Genomic DNA, 16,598 nt, shown 5'->3' with positions numbered 1-16,598 from the left:
CCGCTTACGCAGACCGCCTTTCCTGAACTACTGTTCTCAGTAGGGCTTTAGCTCTCGAAAACTGCGATTTGCTGGTGCTCTCACTAATTCCTAATCGCCGTGCTATTTGTTGATGAGAAAAACCCTGCACTGCATAAAGATCAAAAACGGTTCTGTATCCACGGCTTAAGCTCTGCGAACTTTTAATCAGGTCTTTTTTATATAAAAGATCCAGCGCGGTGGGCTCTTTGTCTAAGATGGTGTTACCAAAAGACTCCCAATCTTTAGTATCATACTTTTTCCGACGTAAATGTTCAATAGCTGTGTTTACAAAAATTCTTCTCATCCAACCCTCAAACGAGCCTTCACCTTTAAACTTGTGCAGGTTACAGAACAACTTCACAAAGCCGTCCTGCAATACGTCTTCTGCGTCCATTGAATTTTTAGTGTACTTAAAACAAATAGAATATAGTTTTGCACTATACAATTCGTACAAAGCTTTCTGACTTTTTCTTTCCCCTCTTATACAGCTTGCAATAAGTGATGCTTCAGTTTGAGTAGAATGTGTATTCATAATAGATATTGATTTACCACTATCAGTCTATGAATATGCCGTTTAGCAACAGCCTGTCTTTCAACTACATCTCAAACTGGGGAATGTAGAATTCTTCCCATTACTGGAATTAATTGCCAAATTTGAAACTCAATATCTTACAGGCATTCTCTTAAAAGAGTTGACTTAAGACCAATAGAATACAACAACCCACTCATCAAAGTTTAAAAATTACCCGTAGACAATGATTAAAAAAAACCCGGTTTCAAGTGTAGCGTCCTAGTTCATAACACTGCAACGCGCGGTAAAGAATTCACCACCAAAAAGCTGCGTTAAGCAGCCAGAAATGAAAGGGAGTTTTAGATATATAAAAGAAGCCGGCTAATCTTGCCGGCTTCTTTTATGCTTTGTGATTTTTTTTCGTGACGAGCAGTTCACCAATTCTAAACATTGTTGCGTCGCACACTTGTACAATATTTGTCTTTAATCAACTAGTCAACTCGCAGATGTATCGCAACTGGTTACAGCTATGTCAACATACTATTCTACTCCTTGTCCCTTGCCTTTTCTGCTTCTTTCACACTCTTTTTTATCGGATCAAATGTAGTGTCGTCGTCGTCATCAGTACTTACTGAGCCGCCCTTTTCTCCCGGCTTAGACAGACTACCTTTTTCCCGGTCATCTTCACTTCCACTTCCCATACCGCCTTCTGATGCGCTAGAGCCGCCTGTGTTTGTAATCACTAGCGTTCCCGCTCCGTTTATCCGGGCATAACCTGGTTGCTGGCCATTTTCTTCCCTAAACCGATCTTCTTTTTCCGGAGCTAATACAGGTAAAGTAATTCCCTCAATAGTTATCATAAAACCTCCTGCTGTTAATTTGATGATGAATGATTTTTCAACAATGGGGTAAAATATCATGCCATTTCAAGCGAAAATTTTTCCTCATGTAAGACGCATTTAGCAATGACGCTATGGTAGTGTGAATTTTTACGGAAGCTATTTCTGAAGCGGTTGTTGCTGTTGCTTAAAAGCAAACACGTGTTGTAATTGTTATTTCTCTACCATTACCTTTAAACACATAGCGTCATCATAAGCAGTGCCCATAGTATTGTTAAAATAAGCATATACATCTTTTCCCTGGTCAATACAGACCCGTATTTTCTCTGATTGTTCATGTAGAAACCCGTTACTATAACTCCCCCTATAATTACCGGTTGGTCCGTGAAACCGGAAGTAGAAAAATTTATCCCATTCCATTGGTTGTAAATTTTTCGACTTCGGCATGTCATGCAAAACCAAAGATGCATTGATGCTTTTTAGCAACTCGTAACCTTCACCTACATACCAGGTATCGCTTCTAAACTCAACTGCTTTTCTCCAAACACTATCCCTATCAACTTCATGGAGCTTTAATAAAATTTGCTCCACTTCGTTATAAAACTCCAATGTAATACTGCCGGGAAACTGGACAAGTAAGCAGCCTTTTTTATCTCCAACCCGGTCGGCTGCTTTTAAAAACAGCGGTATATTATCCAGGTCAATTTTCAGTTTTTTTATATGAGTAATTTGTTTCCACAGCTTAATGGTTAGTTGAAAGTTTTCAGAAACATCGGCACCCCACTTTTCAAAAGTAGACGTCATTGGAAGTTTATGAAAGGTGCTGTTTATCTCAAGCGTATTAAACAGTGAACTGTAGTAGTTAAGCCGGCTTTTAAGTTGAAATTCGGGAGGAAAAGATTCCTTGGTTCCGGGGACCACTATTCCGCTTGTTCCTATTCTAAAAATGCCTTTGGCTAAACTGCTCATAATATCAACATTTGCGGTAGTTATTCCTTAAATGAAGTGAGCCGAATAACCGTCTGTTTGGCTCATCCTCATGCTATTTATAGCCGAATAGAAATAATATTTGGCTCATGAAAATATATTTTTCCTTGAAATCGGGGGGCTCGAAGAGTCAGGGTGTGGGGAAGGAGTACGAATAAGGTTTTTTGCTTCCAATAAAAATAGGTGCCAGGGCAGCACCTACAGAGCCAATCGTAATACTTTTAAAAAACAAGCGCATTTGTTATGCTTTCCCAGCGGCCATACTTTGGGGAAATCCACTAATTGGTTTAATAACTTTATGGAGTGCCCTCTGTAACATTATCGTTGCTGTTGCTACCGAGGCTGTAAGTTGCATTTTCTTCATCACCTTGTCCCATAGCATCGTTATCAAGGTCTCCCTCGTTAGTAGCAGTATCTAAGTCTCCACCTCCAACGTCTGTTGCAAGACTTCCTTCATTCAATACGTCTCCCTCGTTATCGGTGTTATCTAATTCCGCCTGCCGTAGCAACGGGTCATCTTCATCTGGCATGTCTTCATCGGCCCTTTGCAACATGGTTTGTTCTGTTTCCGAAACGTCGGCTTCTGTCCCCATTACCAGGTCAGTATCTTCATCACCTTCATCATCGAAAAGACCAAGACCTTCTTCATCGTCTGATGAAATAGTGGTGTCTTGCATTTCACCAATATTTGGAACTACAATATTTTCCTGGCCAGGAATATCGCTCACATCGGGAAGATCAATAATGACTGTTTCAGATTTCATCTTTTCCTCATCCTCCGGCGAGTCATGAATATCCTCAGCCAACATACTTTTCATTGATGTATTTGCATTTCTGTTATTGGTAGCATCGCTTTGAGTGGCTTCATTGTCGTTGGTACTCATAATCTAATTTACCACAACGCGTAAAAAATTTATGCCACTCTAAGCAACCTTCACGTTGGCTTGTTCCTGTACTTCATCAATCAAGTCCTGGCATTTTAATAAAGCCTCGGCGTAGGGTTCATAAAGCACTCGGGCTGGCGGTTCATTCTCCCTCAACTCAGCATCCCAAAGACCGGCATTGTGCCAGGGGGTCAGGTGATCCCAGTCCGGTCGGTCTATAATGGGATAAAGGCAGATACCATAAAAAGGAACACCCTGCTCAATAACTGCCGCGGTTTCTTCGGCTATCATATTTATCCAGTCGGGCCTGTCTTCTTTTGGATGACTTGTTTCTGTAAGCGCTATAGGTTTCTGGTAACGCTCATAAATTTGCAGTAACAAGTTTCTCAGTGGAACAAAACGAGGGTCAGCAGGTTCGTTTTTCCACTGAAGGGGTTTCCAAATATCAATTTCCCATTGGTTTTCATAGTAATAATTCACTCCAACAATATCCACGTACTCTGGTTTCCCTCCCAACTCCGGACTAACAAAGCCGCAAAGCATATCTACTGCCTGGTATTGATAGTTGTGCCAAATGCGTGCGTCTTCTACTCTTTCTGGTCGCGCATTCAGTTCGGGAACGGCATTTATCAAAGGTTCTGTAGTCAGTATTTTTATAGAAGGATCTGCCTCTTTTAGCGCGGCTGCACCTTCTACATAAGCACGCATCAAAGCGTATTTAACCTGCCAGCCATAATTGATGCAATAAGGGGAAGTGCCGCACTTGTCCCCGCCCAGCCACGCTAGAAAGCTTACTTCATTAATAGGTGTTACGATCAGCGTACCAAAAGGATCGAAGTCACGATACATTTTTACGAAGGCACGGCAAAGAGCAGCAAAACGCCTTGCAAACATTGGATGCAGTGGCGTAAGATCATCCGGAAAACCAAAATGGCAAAGGTCCCAAACCTGCTGTATTCCATTAACTTTTCCACGTTCAAGCATAAACTTTACCGTACTCCAGTCATAGTGATACGGGCGTGTTTCTACTTTACTCCATCGAATACCTTCACGAACCGTGCGAATATTAAATTGTGCCAAAGATTGGTAGTCACTATCAATCAATTGAAGATGACCTGTTTCTTGTAAAAAGTCGACACGATTACCATACGCGTTTAATTTGTCGGTACACTCATAACCGGCCATCCAAAAAGAACTGAAAGGGTTGTTACACATACAATGATATTCGAGGCAATGGCCTTTTTATTAATGGCAAAAATAGGGGGAATGACAAATCGGGCAAAAGTAAATACTTCTAATTTAGTTCCTTAAAACTAATAAGGAGCGTCGCTTGTAAGGCAGATAACAAATTCTAAAAGGCCATCTAACCGACCTCGTTATCACGACTGCCTTTTTTTATCACGATGGTTGCTGCCACATCTCTTCCGCTTGTCAATGCAGCTTCCACGGTTCCCATTTCCGGCCCCTCATATACAGCTTCGCCCGCAAAAAAGAGAGTATCTTCAACCGGTTCCATTAACAATCTTCTTGCTGATGCAGTCTGCAACGTGGAGTAAGAGTATGAGCCTAGTGTAAAAGGGTCTGTTGTCCAGTTAAAAACCTTCCACCATTCAAGATTTTTCTTCAGTTGCCCGAGGTCGATATCAAAAATCCAACTCAAAGAATGAAGACTTTTTAACAAAACAGCTTCATCGTCTTCATTTTTTATCTCAACTGCCCCTGGACCTGACAACCAGCCTGTAAGCACGGAAGAATCATTAGGGTGCTGAGTCCACCATGTTGGAATTGGTTGGTCAGTAAGAGCCATGTGCAGTTTTGAAAAATCTGCCTCACCATGCTTTTTTAAAAACCCTTCTTTATAAAAACTTTCCTCAAACTTCAATAAAATTTTCATTGCCGATCCAAAGCCCATTTCACTTGCTGCCTGTGTTTTCAGCGTAAGGGCAGGTTTGTAAATTATGGCACCTTTTGCCTTTTCATTTGCGTTCCATACGCCTAACGGCACTGTAATAATTACTTTATCGGCCAAGTACACCTGGTTTGCCTCATCAACTACCTCGGCCTCACCTTTTCTCCACCGGATTTCTTTAACTATCGTAGAAAGTTTAAAGATTGTGCCTGCTTTTTTGCTGTAATTGGCCAGCCATTCTATCATGTTTCCATACCCATCCACGGGCCTGTATTGCTGCTCATCCTCGCTCAGTAATTCTTTTAAAAAAGATTTTGCACTGGCCCGCGAAATTTCTCCCGAATAATATCCTTCCACGTAAGAGGTAAGAGCACTTCTTATTTCCTGCTGTTGTTCCTCAGCAAAATATGTATTCAAAAATGTAGCGAGGCTGATGTCTTCTTTAATTTCCTTCAATTTTTCAATCACCGTTCCTGCATGTTGAAAAAATTCGGTTTCCCTGCTCCATTTGCCTTTTATAAATTGCTTCATTTCACCTGTGAGCTCCTGCTTTTCTATTCCTGCTTCTTTCAATAAATTCAGCGTTACTGCAAGCTTACCATGAATAAATTCTGCACCTCCTTCTGATTTCATAAAAGGGCAAATGCGGCCGCCAACACGCTCCCTGGCTTCTAAAACACAAACTTTTAAACCCGCATCCGATAGTTGTTTTGCAGCCATTAAACCTGCAGCGCCCGCTCCGATAATAATAACATCCATAAGACAATACTCTTTAAAAGAAGTGGAAAGAACAAGGAAATTTAAGGGCCCGGCAAAAAGATCTTCCATAATCTTTTGTTGCTTAGCGTACTCTACCACCAGGAATGTTTTGGTTACCGGCATTTGTTCTACGATGAAACATACTTGCGTCGCACCCTTCTACTGAAAATTCAATGCTCGTCATTTTGAGGAGGAACGACAACGAAGCAATCGGCTTTACAAATAGTAAGGCACTTATACTAAGCACTTCAGGGTGCCAGGTCGTTCCTCCTCTCAATAACGGGACTTATAAGAGTTATTAGACGCAAGACATGGGCAGGTTTAATGATGACACTCTCGTACAGCTTATTCTGTTTTCATCCTGCGTTTTTAAACTTAGAGATAATTTCAATTTTTTATCTGGTTAGTTACCCTTTATTTTTGATCATATTTGCCATCAGGAATGGTTGAATAGCGTTTTGGAAGTACAAGTGAGTGACACAACAATGTTGAATACGGGTTCGAAAAGCTAAGTACAAAATAAAAAATAACGAATTATGTTAATGGAACAAACGATGCGCTGGTATGGCCCTAACGATCCCGTGAGCTTACAGGATATCAGGCAGGCCGGATGTACGGGAGTTGTTACTGCCTTACATCACATTGCTGTTGGGGAAATTTGGTCAACAGAAGAAATAAGCAAAAGGAAAGCAGCCGTAGAGGCCGCCGGCTTAACATGGACTGTTATTGAAAGCCTTCCGGTGCATGAAGACATTAAAAAACAAATAGGTAATTACCGCCAATACATAGACAACTATAAACAGAGTTTGCGAAATGTAGCACAGTGTGGCTTAAAGGTGGTGACATATAACTTTATGCCTATACTTGACTGGATGCGTACAGATATCTCGTATACAATGAAGGATGGCAGTAAGGCTTTGTATTTTGAGAAAGCGGCTTTTGTTGCATTTGATCTTTATATTTTAAAACGGCCGGGAGCGGAAAACGATTATACTACTGAACAGATCGAAAAGGCAAAGCAACGATTTGGTTTGATGACAGACGAAGAGAAAGACGTTTTATATACAAACACCCTATTGGGCTTGCCCGGAAGCGAGGAGCGGTTTACTGAAGAGCAAATTCTGGCCGCACTAAAAACCTACGAAGGAATTGATGCACAAAAATTAAAACAACATCTTTTTTACTTCCTTCAACAAGTTGTGCCTGTTGCCGAGGAGATGGGTTTAAAGATGGCGATACATCCTGATGATCCTCCTTATCCTATTTTAAGTTTACCGAGAGTTGTAAGTACAGAACAGGATGCACAGGAATTATTAGCTGCAGCTCCCTCTCCTGCTAATGGACTTTGTTTTTGCACAGGTTCTTATGGAGTAAGGGCAGACAACGACTTGCCAGGAATGGTTAGGCGGATGGGAGAGCACATTCACTTTCTTCACCTTCGTAATACGCGTAGAGATGAAGAAGGCAATTTTTATGAAGCCGATCATTTAGATGGTGATGCAGATATGTATGAGGTAGTAAAGGAAATTGTAACCGTGATGCGAAAGAGAAATATTTCTATTCCAATGCGCCCTGATCATGGTCACCAAATGCTGGATGATTTAAGGAAAAAAACTTACCCCGGATATAGTGCTATCGGACGTTTGCGCGGACTTGCTGAACTAAGGGGATTGGAATTAGGAATTTCAAGAAGTATGCCTTAGTAATTCGTATTATAAATCGGGGGAACTATATATGCTTGCTTAAGCAGCTACATTGCAGCATTTTAAAGTTTTGTGAGCACCGAATAGTAAGCGCTGTAAATAGCTCTTAATTCATCTAAGTCAGTAATTCCCCTTTCGATAACCAGTTCCAGAAAAGTGGTCTTATCTGTACTATCAGTAGCGTTGTGTGTGGCAATGCTGAAAGTGAAATTTTCTAACTTTTGGATCACTGCACGCACTGATTCGTCGGAAAACAGTTCACTTACTTTCTGCTTGTCGTTTGTTTTTATAATTACCTTTTTATCAAAGTCGTCGTAACCAACTACAACATCCTGCATTCCAAAAAACTTTCCGATTTCATCTGTAAAATTTTCCGGGTGTATGGCGAAACGAAAGTCGGTTGCGGCATGCAAAGGAGCAGTAAACGAAGTGGCTTCGTATCCACTTTCAAATCCGCCACCAAGATCTATATCTATATTTAAAATTATCTGGTGATTGTCGTGCGCGATCACCACAGCATATTCAAGGGGATCAGGGTTTTGGATAAACTGCTGACTAACCTGTTTCCAAATTTCTTCTTCCGTGGTTCCTTTTATAAAATTGGGATTATCCATGATGTGCTTTCTTACTGATTAAAATTAATTATTGTTTTCTTATAAGAAGTTTTCATTGAGTAAAATTTTGTTCGAATCAGATTCCCCATTTTTTTCCTCGCCGAAATTTTCCTCGAAAGCAACAGGGGCAATGTCGTGATTAAATTATCTATAGAAAAAACGTGGTAACGTTTAGAAACTTGTTAATGTAATAAGATGGACATATCGAATATATTATATAGGTTTATTTATAAAACTCAAATGAAGGGTTGGAACTGTTTTTGACAAAGTTTCTGGGCTAACCCGTAATCGAAGCTTTATGTTGAACAATATTTATAGAGACACCTTTCCCGAATTGTTTGAAAAGGTGGTCTTGAATGTAGATGATAATGAAATGAATCAGCTTGTAATTTCTAAAATAATGGAAAATGCAGGAATGAAGACCATTACTGTTTTAAATGGTGCGGAAGCCATTCAAAAGTTGAATGAAGGTTTGAAGCCCGATTTCATTTTAATGGATCTTGAAATGCCAGTTATGAATGGATTACAAGCAGCGGAATGTATTAAAAGGGAGATAGATTCTCAAATACCTATAATAATTAATTCGGGGGCAGTTTCAGACGTACAGAAATGGAAACTGAAACGATTAGGGATAACCGATTTCTTAGAAAAGCCGTATAGTATGAAGGACATATTTTCTAAACTATCTAAATTTTCAGGCGTTTACCAGCCATAAAAATTAACCATTAGCATTATCATCAGGATGTTTAGTTTGCAGATTTAAATGCACCTCCCATCCGTTGTAGTTCGAGATTATTTCAATATCTGCCTGGAAATTTTTATACCTTTTATCGTCTAGCTCAAAATTGAGTGTACTCACTGTAAATTTCAGTTCTTCCGCAGGCTTTTCCATGTCTCCTTTAAAGCCAACAAAAGTTTTATCTATCCACCGCACCTGGCTTTTCTTCACTAGTCTAAAAACATTCTCATAGATTTTACAGGCTTCTTTATAGTCATCGCCTTTGTACATGGTACCTTGCCAACTGGCAGTTGTATCAGCTTTAGAGTGATATTTATAAATAACACAATCACTTGCTCCAGGCAGTTTGACAACTGATTCGTAGGTTTCGGTTTCACCTGCGTTTACAAGAGCGTTTCCTTGAATTGTTGAAAAATTTAGCCTAAAATCCAGCACTATCTTTTCAAGGGCGCTAGAAAATTCAGGAGAAGGAAGAACTGATTTATAAAATTGAGCTTTGCAAAAATTACCTGATAGTAAAATCAATAGTAAAACAAAACAAATTTTTCTCATAGCATTGGTTTTGGTCAAAACGAAATAATACAAACTGAATTGTAAATAAAATTAAAAATGGATATTAAATGGCGTTGAAAGACGCCATCTTGATAACCTCTTCTATAAGTGGCCGGCTGCCTCTAAATGTGAATAATTATTTATTAACCAGTTCCTGTAATCTTTTGCCAAGAACACTTTGTAATGCTGACAGTCTTTTATTTGAAGAATCCTCTATTGTAAAAACAACTTTGTTTCCATCCTCTACTTCATAATACAAATCCGTTGGCAGATGTGCCGCAATTTCTCTATCGTTAATATGGACAACGATGTTACCCTTATTCCTGGGCCATTCTACATCTGCTTTTCTTCTTTTATCCTCAAACTCAAAATATAACAACATAACTTTCGTGACTTTATTTAACGGTAGTAATCCTTTTGCAAAAATGCGATAATAGGGCCACTTCTATAATGAATATTATCATTTTTGTCATTTCCAATGCAGTATAAAAGCCTTTATATTCCTCTTAATAATCCGGCTACAAACTTTAGTAGATTTAAAAAAACAGCAGGAATTGGCAAAAATTTTGAACGATAGAAGTGTTAGTGATAAAAAAAAATTTATGAAAAAAGGTGATAAAGTACACTGGAATTGGGGCAAGTCTCAGGCAGAGGGGAAGATTGTAGAGAAATCTGAAAAGACTATTAAAAAGAAAATAAAGGGTACAGAAGTAACGCGCAAAGGGAGTAAGCAAGAACCTTCATATGTAATTAAGCAAGAAAATGGAAATGAAGTAATTAAATCTGAAAGCGAACTTGAGGCTGGAGGTAAAGAGGAGTAGGTTTTTTGAATAGACAGTTGCAGATTTTTAGGACCTTTTGAGTAAGCTATAATTAAATAAAAAGAGGCAGCCTTTCGTATTAGGGCAGCCTCTTTTAAAAATTTACTTGTAATAGCAACTAATAATTTTTGTAATAAGAGTATTCCTCTTTTTTATACAAAGGCTTTGATGATGGATATAATATATCTTCAGCTAGTTCATAACCTTCTTCGGCGATCTTGTCGAGCCTTTCCATTACGCGGTGTCTTTTTACCTTGCCAGCTAATAATACAACCAAGCCGATTACTGCTATCGATGTCATCCCTATTATAAGTATCTGCCTGTTTTTCATTCTTTCAGTTTGTCGTTGTGGTTATATTATCGCTAGCAAAATTAAGATTTAAAGTATTCACTGTAGCGGGCAGTTTTTGAATTTAGCAATTGTTTTTTCTAATGCATTTTAAGCAGCAGTGCAAAAAGTTCGTGCCAGAACAGCATTACACGAGGCTACGAAGTTTATAGGACTTTGTTTGTATAAGTTGTTGGCTACTTCAGGATAATTAATGTGACCTTGACGAAGATTGAAAAATGAAGAAACGTTTATAAAAAAGGAGCATGTTTGCGATCTTATAAAATCTGAAAGCTGTCGCAGACAGCTTCTCTTTTTTAAAAAGCGATTGTATGGATGACGCTTTATGAAAACTAAAAAGCCTGAACTCAATTTTATTTTTACATCCTTACTTTCGTTTATCAGGTTGCTTGTGCTTCATTTTTTTCAACCTTTCCTTATCTCCTCCAGCGCTTTTTTCTTCAATCCCTCGTTCAGGCCCGGTAAATAACTTTGATACTTCGATCACTTTGTTGCCAGGTTCTTTTTTATCCTGATCCATTCCTGACATAGCAGAACTTAGTCCATCTAACATACCGCGCCAAACGAATCCAAAGAAAGACTCCCGCTGGTCTCTTACAACATTAATCGGACCTTTTCGAAACGTTCCATTTTTTTTCGGGGTGTCATTGGGCAGCATCACGTTTGCAAAAAAGGATATCACTGACCTTTTTTTAAGTGTACCATCCTCATCTTTCTTGAGCAGCTTAACTTTCATGTCTTTGTAATAGAAGTCAATATTTCCTGTGGCGTAGTATTCATCTACTTTCATATTTGTTTTCATTTTCTCTATTTGTGCAGATTTTACCTGCATCAAGGATAATGCTTCTGATAGAGGACTAAATGCAGTTCCATCCATTGGGCCTACTGTAGATGTTATTGTAACCGGTGCATTCTTATTTACAAGATTAAATGACATTATAGCACTCATATTTCCTGCGTTCATTATGCTACATTCGGACACTACCCTGGTATATGGATTTCTTTTTTTTGCAGCTGTATTGTTTGTAATATTTGTGCTAACCGAATGAATGTTAGTCATTACAAAACGAGCTTCTTTTTGAGATTTCCTGGTCACTATTTTAAATAGAATTTCGCCATTCTTTTGCACCATTTTTCCTATGGTTACGTCAAATGCAAGCTTTTGTAACAGCTCATTCGGAAACTTATCTCTTCTATTGGGCGTTAGCGGCAATTTCTGAACGACCCTAAAATTTCTTAACTTCATAATTAAATTTCAGCAAATGGCAAAGAAATCAAACCATGTGGTTCCATCATCGTCAGGATGGGCGGTGAAAAAGTCTGGCGCCGAGAAAGCATCAAAAACTTTTGCTACAAAGGACAAGGCTGTAGTATACGGACGTGAGTTAAGTAAATCCGAAAAGACAGAGTTGTTTATTCACAAGAGCAATGGAATGATAGAAAATAGAAATTCATACGGGGACGACCCTAACCCTCCAAAAGATAAAAAACATTAATTGCGTTAAATGAATTTTGCGACCAATGTTTTTATAAACTGTCCTTTGGATGAAACATATATTAATGACTTGCTTAAACCAATGTTATATATTATCATTAAGAATGGATATAATCCTCGACTTTCTTTAGAAGTTTCAGATTCTGGCGAAGTCCGACTCAAAAAAATTACGGAAATAATTAAATCGTGTAAATCTAGTATTCATGACTTGTCACTTGTAAAGGCAAAAAAAGCTAAAGAATTTGCAAGAATGAATATGCCTTTTGAATTAGGAATAGACTATGGACTTAGAAAAAGTGGTACTAATCCTTTAAATGAGAAACAGTTTTTGATTCTGGAAGCAACGAAGTATGATTACATGAAAGCTATTTCAGATATCAATGGTTTTGACATTAAAGTGCATAGTAACAAAACTGAGAAAGTGTTTGATTGTATGTATAGTTGGTTTAGCGAGACACTTAAAATTAATAAACAAGAACCTCCACTTAAAACCTTCTATGACTTTATTGATTTCAATACAAGTTTGTTTGAAGAAAAAGTGTTAAAATTTGGTTCAGACAAAATAGCCAAAAACTATATTGAAAAAATAAGTATTCCAGAATATATCCAAGAAATAATAGAGCGAGTATAACTGCCGCTAACAGTGGTACTTTTCGCTCTGCCGAAATGATGCGCATATTATGAAAGTCGATATCGTATAGTTTATCTGTAGTAACCACTTTTTGGTGGCCAACGTTTATAACTGCAACATTTTTTTGATTGTTGGCTTTATTGGCCAAAGCTCCCGTAGAAAGATTGGTAAGTGATATATCAAGATTGCGTAGCCTGGTTGTTTTAGTTTTATTCTCATTCTTGTTTGTGTACACGAGTGTCGTGTTATTCAAAAACATGTTTTCTATTTTCATCTCAATAATGTTATCTGTGTCAACTGTTTTAAAAAGGCTTTTCATAGCAGTTGCGATGAACGACTTACTATGCGCAGTATCATTATAACTTCTCACTTTGTTAGTTATATGAACAATCAGATTTTCGATCTGCATTTTAGTAATATGCAACGTTTGCTCGCCCTCTATTTTTTTAAGGCCAAACTTGCTAATGGTTATTTTATCTGCCTTGGCGGCAATTATGTTATTTGTAACTTTTTTTTCTGCAACCAGCTTTCTATATATGCCCGTGTCTACAGACATTTTTAAATTACTTATAGAAGCGTACCCCGAATCAATATTGAAATCAAAGTTCGAAAACCCGACGTTGTAAAGACTGTCGCTTATTTCTGTTACTAGTTTCTTTATTTCTTTAGCAATTACCGGCTTAGCCTTTGAATCGCCAAATTGTATATCTTTTTTAAAAGAATACCAGGTACCAACGCCTATAAGTGCCAGAACAGCAATAATAGAAGCAGCCCATACAACCACCTTCTTCCATCTTGCCGCTGCTTTCATATTTAAATTTTATAACATGAATACATTCAATCATTATACTAAACTTTAGGCAATAGGGATGGGGAGCGATGTCAACAGAAAAACAGGATTAAAAGGTTCCGGCATTTACAAGGAAGATGAATGACAATTAAAATGACACAAAAAAGCCCGGCTTAGAACTAAGCCGGGCTTTCATTATAAGAATTTAAAATTATTGGTATTGAATATAAATAGGCTTTGGCTGAAAGCTTAATACTTCTTGTGGAGAGTATAATTGGTCAGCACCTGATCTTATATCGTTTTTATAAAAGATTTTAAAGCCTGTAAATTGTACAGGATCTCTTTTCTCGTATAGCAAGTAAGATGACTTTTTTAAAATCTTATCTCCCCATCCGTCCATGTCCATTACGATTTGTACCTGGGGCACTCTTTTAATTCGTTGATAATCTCTAACCATAGGATTCGTAAACCTGTGAATAACCAAAATCTTAGGCGGTATATTGTTCTTTTTCACGATACCGGCGAGGTAGTCAACAACATAATTTATATCGTCTGCATTATACGTACCAATTACAGATCCGGGTTTTCTGCCACCTTTACCCATCATAGCGAACTCAGGATCTATCCCTAAATGAACGTTAGGCATGCTGAGGTATTTTTCGAGCTGCGGCACTTCAGCAGGAAGTGTACTTAGGCCAACCTGGATATCGACAAAAGCGAGACCTTTAATTTCATTGGCCCAATTTATAATTGTATCAATTTGGTGGAAGGGCATTCTGGCCCTGAATTTACCATCTTTTCCCGGCGCACCTTGTGCTGTTACTGCAACATAATGTAAGGCTGGTATTACGGGTAAGCTCGGATCTGCTGCCTGCCAGTTTTTTACTTCACCTCTCAGTTTTGCAATCATTTCGTCCTTAGGATATTCTCCTAAAGCACCCATTCTCTTCGAATATAGGTTACCATAAAAAGCGACAATCCTATGGAAAGGCAAAACCGCACCAGGTGTAGGATAAGGAGCTTTTACGGGCCATTTTCCTGTTGTATCACCATTGGCAAGTTCTTTATTTATCCTATCAAAAGCTGCGGTATCAATTGGTTTCATCGAAGAAAAAGGTGTTTGCTCCGACCCTGCATTTGTAGTTGTAGCAGGCACGCCTGCAGCGCTTGCACCTGTTGAGTCTCCTTTGTTCTCGTTACCCCCCTGGCTATTGCTGCAATTAGTCATTAAGACTAACAATAAGGGAAGTAAATTTAAGTATAGTGTCTTCTTCATATGGCCCAAATATATTTAAAAATCGTTCCTCGCCTAATTAATCTGGCTAAAAACCTCGTTATTACTTATGCCGGCAAAGTTGCATTTATCCATGTTTTGCAACATCTCTTCCTATTTTTACCGGCGTAAAACAAGTATTCTGTTTGCAATGTTTCAAATACATATTATCGAAAACTTATTCTTATTTTGGCTCTAATTGTTAATTGAAGAACACATCATGAAAAATTTTTTAGTCTTATTTCTCATATTATTATCACAGGCAGCAAGCGCTCAACTAACCAAAGAAGAAAAGAAGATTATTGAAAATGTAAAAAAACAAATGCCTCAAACATTGCGGATGCTTGAGCAGTTAGTAAATGTTAATAGCGGAACGCTAAATGTGGAGGGTGTAAGGAAAACAGGAGATCTACTGCGCCGCGAATTTGATAAAATAGGATTTACTACAGAATGGATATCACTACCTGACTCTTTAAAAAGAGCAGGGCACCTTGTAGCATACAGGAAAGGGAATGTTGGAAAAAAAATATTTTTAATAGGTCACCTTGATACTGTTTTTGAACCAGACATGCCTGCTAACCCTTATAGAGTTTTAAATGACTCTACCGCTACGGGACAAGGTGTAAATGACATGAAAGGTGGTGATATGGTGATACTTGCAGCACTGAAAGCTTTAAACACTTCAAAGCTTTTAAAGAATACAACTATTACTGCTTATTTTACTGGTGATGAGGAAAAATCAGGATCACCAATATCTGTCAGCCGTGGAGACTTTATCGAAAGAGCGCGGCAGTCAGAAATAGCCCTTGCTTTTGAAGGAGCAGGTGGACTTACATCAGTGGCGGATGCAAGACGCGGTTCAAGCGGCTGGCAACTGAATGTGTATGGGAAACAAGCGCACTCGTCAGGAGTTTTTAAAGTAGGTTATGGTGCCATTTACGAAGCATCGCGAATTGTAAACGAATTTCGTGAACAGTTAAGCAGTGAAAAATACCTAACCTTCAATCCCGGAATTTTTGTAGGAGGCTCTGAGCTTGCTTATGACTCTGCTGCTATAAAAGCTCAGGTTGCAGGAAAAACAAACATTATTTCTCCATCTGCATTTGTACAGGGCGATTTACGCTTTTTGACAGAAGTGCAAAAAAAAGAAGCCAGGGAAAAAATGAAATTAATAGCTGCCAGCAACAATCTTGCAGGCACACGGGCTGAAATTTCATTTGAAGATGGTATACCATCGATGGAGCCAACAACCGGAAACCGCAATCTTGTACAAATACTGGATAAAGTTTCAAGAGACATGCGTGTTGGGCGTGTAAGAGCAGGAGACCCTGGCGGGAGAGGTGCCGGAGATATATCCTACGTTGCCCAGTTTGTAGATGCACTTGATGGTTTAGGAGCAAGCGGTATAGGCTCTCATGCTCCCGGTGAAACCATTAATCTTAAAGAGTTTCCTGTACTTATACAACGCGCTGCTCTTTTTATTTACCGTCTTACAAGGCAGTAGCAGATGCGACAAGGAATAACACCGAGCTGATAAGCCGAGTTGAAGGTTAGACCAGGATTGATTGGTCATTCTTGCCTTCACCCGCTTCAACTCCGGGACTGAATTTGAACTGAGCGTAGCAACGATGATGCTATGAAAATGAAATGCTGGTACCCAAAAAAACAATAACTATGACAGCGCTCGGGGGAGATGGGAAAACAGCGTTTAGTATGATTAT

19 protein-coding genes are annotated in these 16,598 nt (G+C 38.7%); 6 read left to right on the top strand and 13 right to left on the bottom strand.

The window, feature by feature from the left end; genetic code table 11:
• Positions 1-4 precede the first annotated feature (4 nt).
• From JWR87_RS08175 to JWR87_RS08150, 6 genes are all read right to left on the bottom strand, one after another.
• On the bottom strand, positions 5-553 hold the full coding sequence (locus JWR87_RS08175) for a sigma-70 family RNA polymerase sigma factor (protein ID WP_297818121.1): 549 nt from the start codon (positions 551-553) through the stop codon (positions 5-7).
• A 524-nt stretch (positions 554-1,077) separates the two neighbouring features.
• Positions 1,078-1,452 carry a hypothetical protein gene (locus tag JWR87_RS08170; RefSeq protein ID WP_297818119.1) on the bottom strand — a complete coding sequence of 125 codons (375 nt, stop codon included), beginning with the start codon at positions 1,450-1,452 and terminating at the stop codon, positions 1,078-1,080.
• Between the two features lie 132 nt (positions 1,453-1,584).
• Positions 1,585-2,340, bottom strand: a complete 756-nt coding sequence (locus JWR87_RS08165) for a DUF72 domain-containing protein (protein WP_297818116.1) — start codon at positions 2,338-2,340, stop codon at positions 1,585-1,587.
• Between the two features lie 314 nt (positions 2,341-2,654).
• Complete coding sequence (locus JWR87_RS08160; protein ID WP_297818113.1) at positions 2,655-3,242, bottom strand: hypothetical protein; 588 nt, start codon at positions 3,240-3,242, stop codon at positions 2,655-2,657.
• Between the two features lie 39 nt (positions 3,243-3,281).
• Positions 3,282-4,457, bottom strand: a complete 1,176-nt coding sequence (locus JWR87_RS08155; protein ID WP_297818110.1) for an amine oxidase — start codon at positions 4,455-4,457, stop codon at positions 3,282-3,284.
• Positions 4,458-4,605: 148 nt separating this feature from the next.
• Positions 4,606-6,033 (bottom strand): NAD(P)/FAD-dependent oxidoreductase, encoded by a 1,428-nt coding sequence (locus JWR87_RS08150; RefSeq protein WP_297818108.1) that lies wholly within the window; start codon positions 6,031-6,033, stop codon positions 4,606-4,608.
• Between the two features lie 419 nt (positions 6,034-6,452).
• Between JWR87_RS08150 and uxuA the strand changes: the two genes are divergently transcribed.
• Positions 6,453-7,613, top strand: a complete 1,161-nt coding sequence (gene uxuA / locus JWR87_RS08145; protein WP_297818105.1) for a mannonate dehydratase — start codon at positions 6,453-6,455, stop codon at positions 7,611-7,613.
• Between the two features lie 62 nt (positions 7,614-7,675).
• Here uxuA and JWR87_RS08140 read toward each other — a convergent pair whose 3' ends face one another.
• The gene (locus tag JWR87_RS08140; protein WP_297818102.1) at positions 7,676-8,227 is read right to left on the bottom strand and encodes a hypothetical protein; all 552 of its coding nucleotides are present in this window, start codon (positions 8,225-8,227) and stop codon (positions 7,676-7,678) included.
• Positions 8,228-8,525: 298 nt separating this feature from the next.
• On the opposite strand from JWR87_RS08140, the gene JWR87_RS08135 reads away from it, so the two are divergent.
• Entirely contained in the window at positions 8,526-8,942 is a 417-nt protein-coding gene (locus tag JWR87_RS08135) for a response regulator (protein ID WP_297818099.1), read from the top strand.
• A gap of 3 nt (positions 8,943-8,945) precedes the next feature.
• Here the strand turns inward: JWR87_RS08135 and JWR87_RS08130 are convergent, their stop codons facing one another.
• Positions 8,946-9,518: a hypothetical protein gene (locus tag JWR87_RS08130; RefSeq protein ID WP_297818097.1), complete on the bottom strand. Its 573-nt coding sequence runs from the start codon at positions 9,516-9,518 to the stop codon at positions 8,946-8,948.
• 136 nt (positions 9,519-9,654) lie between these two features.
• Positions 9,655-9,900: a hypothetical protein gene (locus tag JWR87_RS08125; RefSeq protein ID WP_297818095.1), complete on the bottom strand. Its 246-nt coding sequence runs from the start codon at positions 9,898-9,900 to the stop codon at positions 9,655-9,657.
• Between the two features lie 172 nt (positions 9,901-10,072).
• On the opposite strand from JWR87_RS08125, the gene JWR87_RS08120 reads away from it, so the two are divergent.
• Positions 10,073-10,339: a DUF2945 domain-containing protein gene (locus tag JWR87_RS08120; protein ID WP_297818093.1), complete on the top strand. Its 267-nt coding sequence runs from the start codon at positions 10,073-10,075 to the stop codon at positions 10,337-10,339.
• A gap of 118 nt (positions 10,340-10,457) precedes the next feature.
• On the opposite strand, the gene JWR87_RS08115 is transcribed toward JWR87_RS08120, so the two are convergent.
• Both JWR87_RS08115 and JWR87_RS08110 read right to left on the bottom strand, forming a co-directional pair.
• Complete coding sequence (locus JWR87_RS08115; RefSeq protein WP_297818091.1) at positions 10,458-10,670, bottom strand: hypothetical protein; 213 nt, start codon at positions 10,668-10,670, stop codon at positions 10,458-10,460.
• Between the two features lie 385 nt (positions 10,671-11,055).
• Positions 11,056-11,934 carry a hypothetical protein gene (locus JWR87_RS08110; protein ID WP_297818088.1) on the bottom strand — a complete coding sequence of 293 codons (879 nt, stop codon included), beginning with the start codon at positions 11,932-11,934 and terminating at the stop codon, positions 11,056-11,058.
• Between the two features lie 16 nt (positions 11,935-11,950).
• Here JWR87_RS08110 and JWR87_RS08105 point away from each other — a divergent pair, with 16 nt between their 5' ends.
• Both JWR87_RS08105 and JWR87_RS08100 read left to right on the top strand, forming a co-directional pair.
• A complete protein-coding gene (locus JWR87_RS08105; RefSeq protein ID WP_297818086.1) occupies positions 11,951-12,184 on the top strand; it encodes a DUF2188 domain-containing protein in 234 nt (77 codons plus the stop codon).
• 9 nt (positions 12,185-12,193) lie between these two features.
• Positions 12,194-12,814: a hypothetical protein gene (locus JWR87_RS08100; protein ID WP_297818084.1), complete on the top strand. Its 621-nt coding sequence runs from the start codon at positions 12,194-12,196 to the stop codon at positions 12,812-12,814.
• Here the strand turns inward: JWR87_RS08100 and JWR87_RS08095 are convergent.
• Both JWR87_RS08095 and JWR87_RS08090 read right to left on the bottom strand, forming a co-directional pair.
• Positions 12,696-13,625, bottom strand: a complete 930-nt coding sequence (locus JWR87_RS08095) for a hypothetical protein (RefSeq protein ID WP_297818083.1) — start codon at positions 13,623-13,625, stop codon at positions 12,696-12,698. The two genes, JWR87_RS08100 and JWR87_RS08095, sit on opposite strands and share 119 nt — an antisense overlap.
• A gap of 190 nt (positions 13,626-13,815) precedes the next feature.
• Positions 13,816-14,880: a hypothetical protein gene (locus JWR87_RS08090; RefSeq protein WP_297818080.1), complete on the bottom strand. Its 1,065-nt coding sequence runs from the start codon at positions 14,878-14,880 to the stop codon at positions 13,816-13,818.
• 217 nt (positions 14,881-15,097) lie between these two features.
• On the opposite strand from JWR87_RS08090, the gene JWR87_RS08085 reads away from it, so the two are divergent.
• Complete coding sequence (locus JWR87_RS08085) at positions 15,098-16,381, top strand: M20/M25/M40 family metallo-hydrolase (RefSeq protein WP_297818078.1); 1,284 nt, start codon at positions 15,098-15,100, stop codon at positions 16,379-16,381.
• Positions 16,382-16,598 lie beyond the last annotated feature (217 nt).

This window comes from Segetibacter sp., assembly GCF_025963695.1.
Taxonomy (GTDB): domain Bacteria; phylum Bacteroidota; class Bacteroidia; order Chitinophagales; family Chitinophagaceae; genus Segetibacter.
The sequence above is the reverse complement of the archived record's forward strand: the minus strand, read 5'-3'. Positions and strand labels throughout refer to the sequence as shown.

Bases quoted from the DNA above. Each gene is read 5' to 3' on its own strand.
- JWR87_RS08130 (WP_297818097.1), bottom strand. From the start codon at position 9,518: ATGAGAAAAATTTGTTTTGTTTTACTATTGATTTTACTATCAGGTAAT.
- JWR87_RS08170 (WP_297818119.1), bottom strand. From the start codon at position 1,452: ATGATATTTTACCCCATTGTTGAAAAATCATTCATCATCAAATTAACA.
- JWR87_RS08155 (WP_297818110.1), bottom strand. From the start codon at position 4,457: ATGTGTAACAACCCTTTCAGTTCTTTTTGGATGGCCGGTTATGAGTGT.
- JWR87_RS08125 (WP_297818095.1), bottom strand. From the start codon at position 9,900: ATGTTGTTATATTTTGAGTTTGAGGATAAAAGAAGAAAAGCAGATGTA.
- JWR87_RS08090 (WP_297818080.1), bottom strand. From the start codon at position 14,880: ATGAAGAAGACACTATACTTAAATTTACTTCCCTTATTGTTAGTCTTA.
- JWR87_RS08150 (WP_297818108.1), bottom strand. From the start codon at position 6,033: ATGCCGGTAACCAAAACATTCCTGGTGGTAGAGTACGCTAAGCAACAA.
- JWR87_RS08115 (WP_297818091.1), bottom strand. From the start codon at position 10,670: ATGAAAAACAGGCAGATACTTATAATAGGGATGACATCGATAGCAGTA.
- JWR87_RS08140 (WP_297818102.1), bottom strand. From the start codon at position 8,227: ATGGATAATCCCAATTTTATAAAAGGAACCACGGAAGAAGAAATTTGG.
- JWR87_RS08105 (WP_297818086.1), top strand. From the start codon at position 11,951: ATGGCAAAGAAATCAAACCATGTGGTTCCATCATCGTCAGGATGGGCG.
- JWR87_RS08085 (WP_297818078.1), top strand. From the start codon at position 15,098: ATGAAAAATTTTTTAGTCTTATTTCTCATATTATTATCACAGGCAGCA.
- JWR87_RS08175 (WP_297818121.1), bottom strand. From the start codon at position 553: ATGAATACACATTCTACTCAAACTGAAGCATCACTTATTGCAAGCTGT.
- JWR87_RS08135 (WP_297818099.1), top strand. From the start codon at position 8,526: ATGTTGAACAATATTTATAGAGACACCTTTCCCGAATTGTTTGAAAAG.
- JWR87_RS08165 (WP_297818116.1), bottom strand. From the start codon at position 2,340: ATGAGCAGTTTAGCCAAAGGCATTTTTAGAATAGGAACAAGCGGAATA.
- JWR87_RS08100 (WP_297818084.1), top strand. From the start codon at position 12,194: ATGAATTTTGCGACCAATGTTTTTATAAACTGTCCTTTGGATGAAACA.
- JWR87_RS08110 (WP_297818088.1), bottom strand. From the start codon at position 11,934: ATGAAGTTAAGAAATTTTAGGGTCGTTCAGAAATTGCCGCTAACGCCC.
- uxuA (WP_297818105.1), top strand. From the start codon at position 6,453: ATGGAACAAACGATGCGCTGGTATGGCCCTAACGATCCCGTGAGCTTA.
- JWR87_RS08095 (WP_297818083.1), bottom strand. From the start codon at position 13,625: ATGAAAGCAGCGGCAAGATGGAAGAAGGTGGTTGTATGGGCTGCTTCT.
- JWR87_RS08160 (WP_297818113.1), bottom strand. From the start codon at position 3,242: ATGAGTACCAACGACAATGAAGCCACTCAAAGCGATGCTACCAATAAC.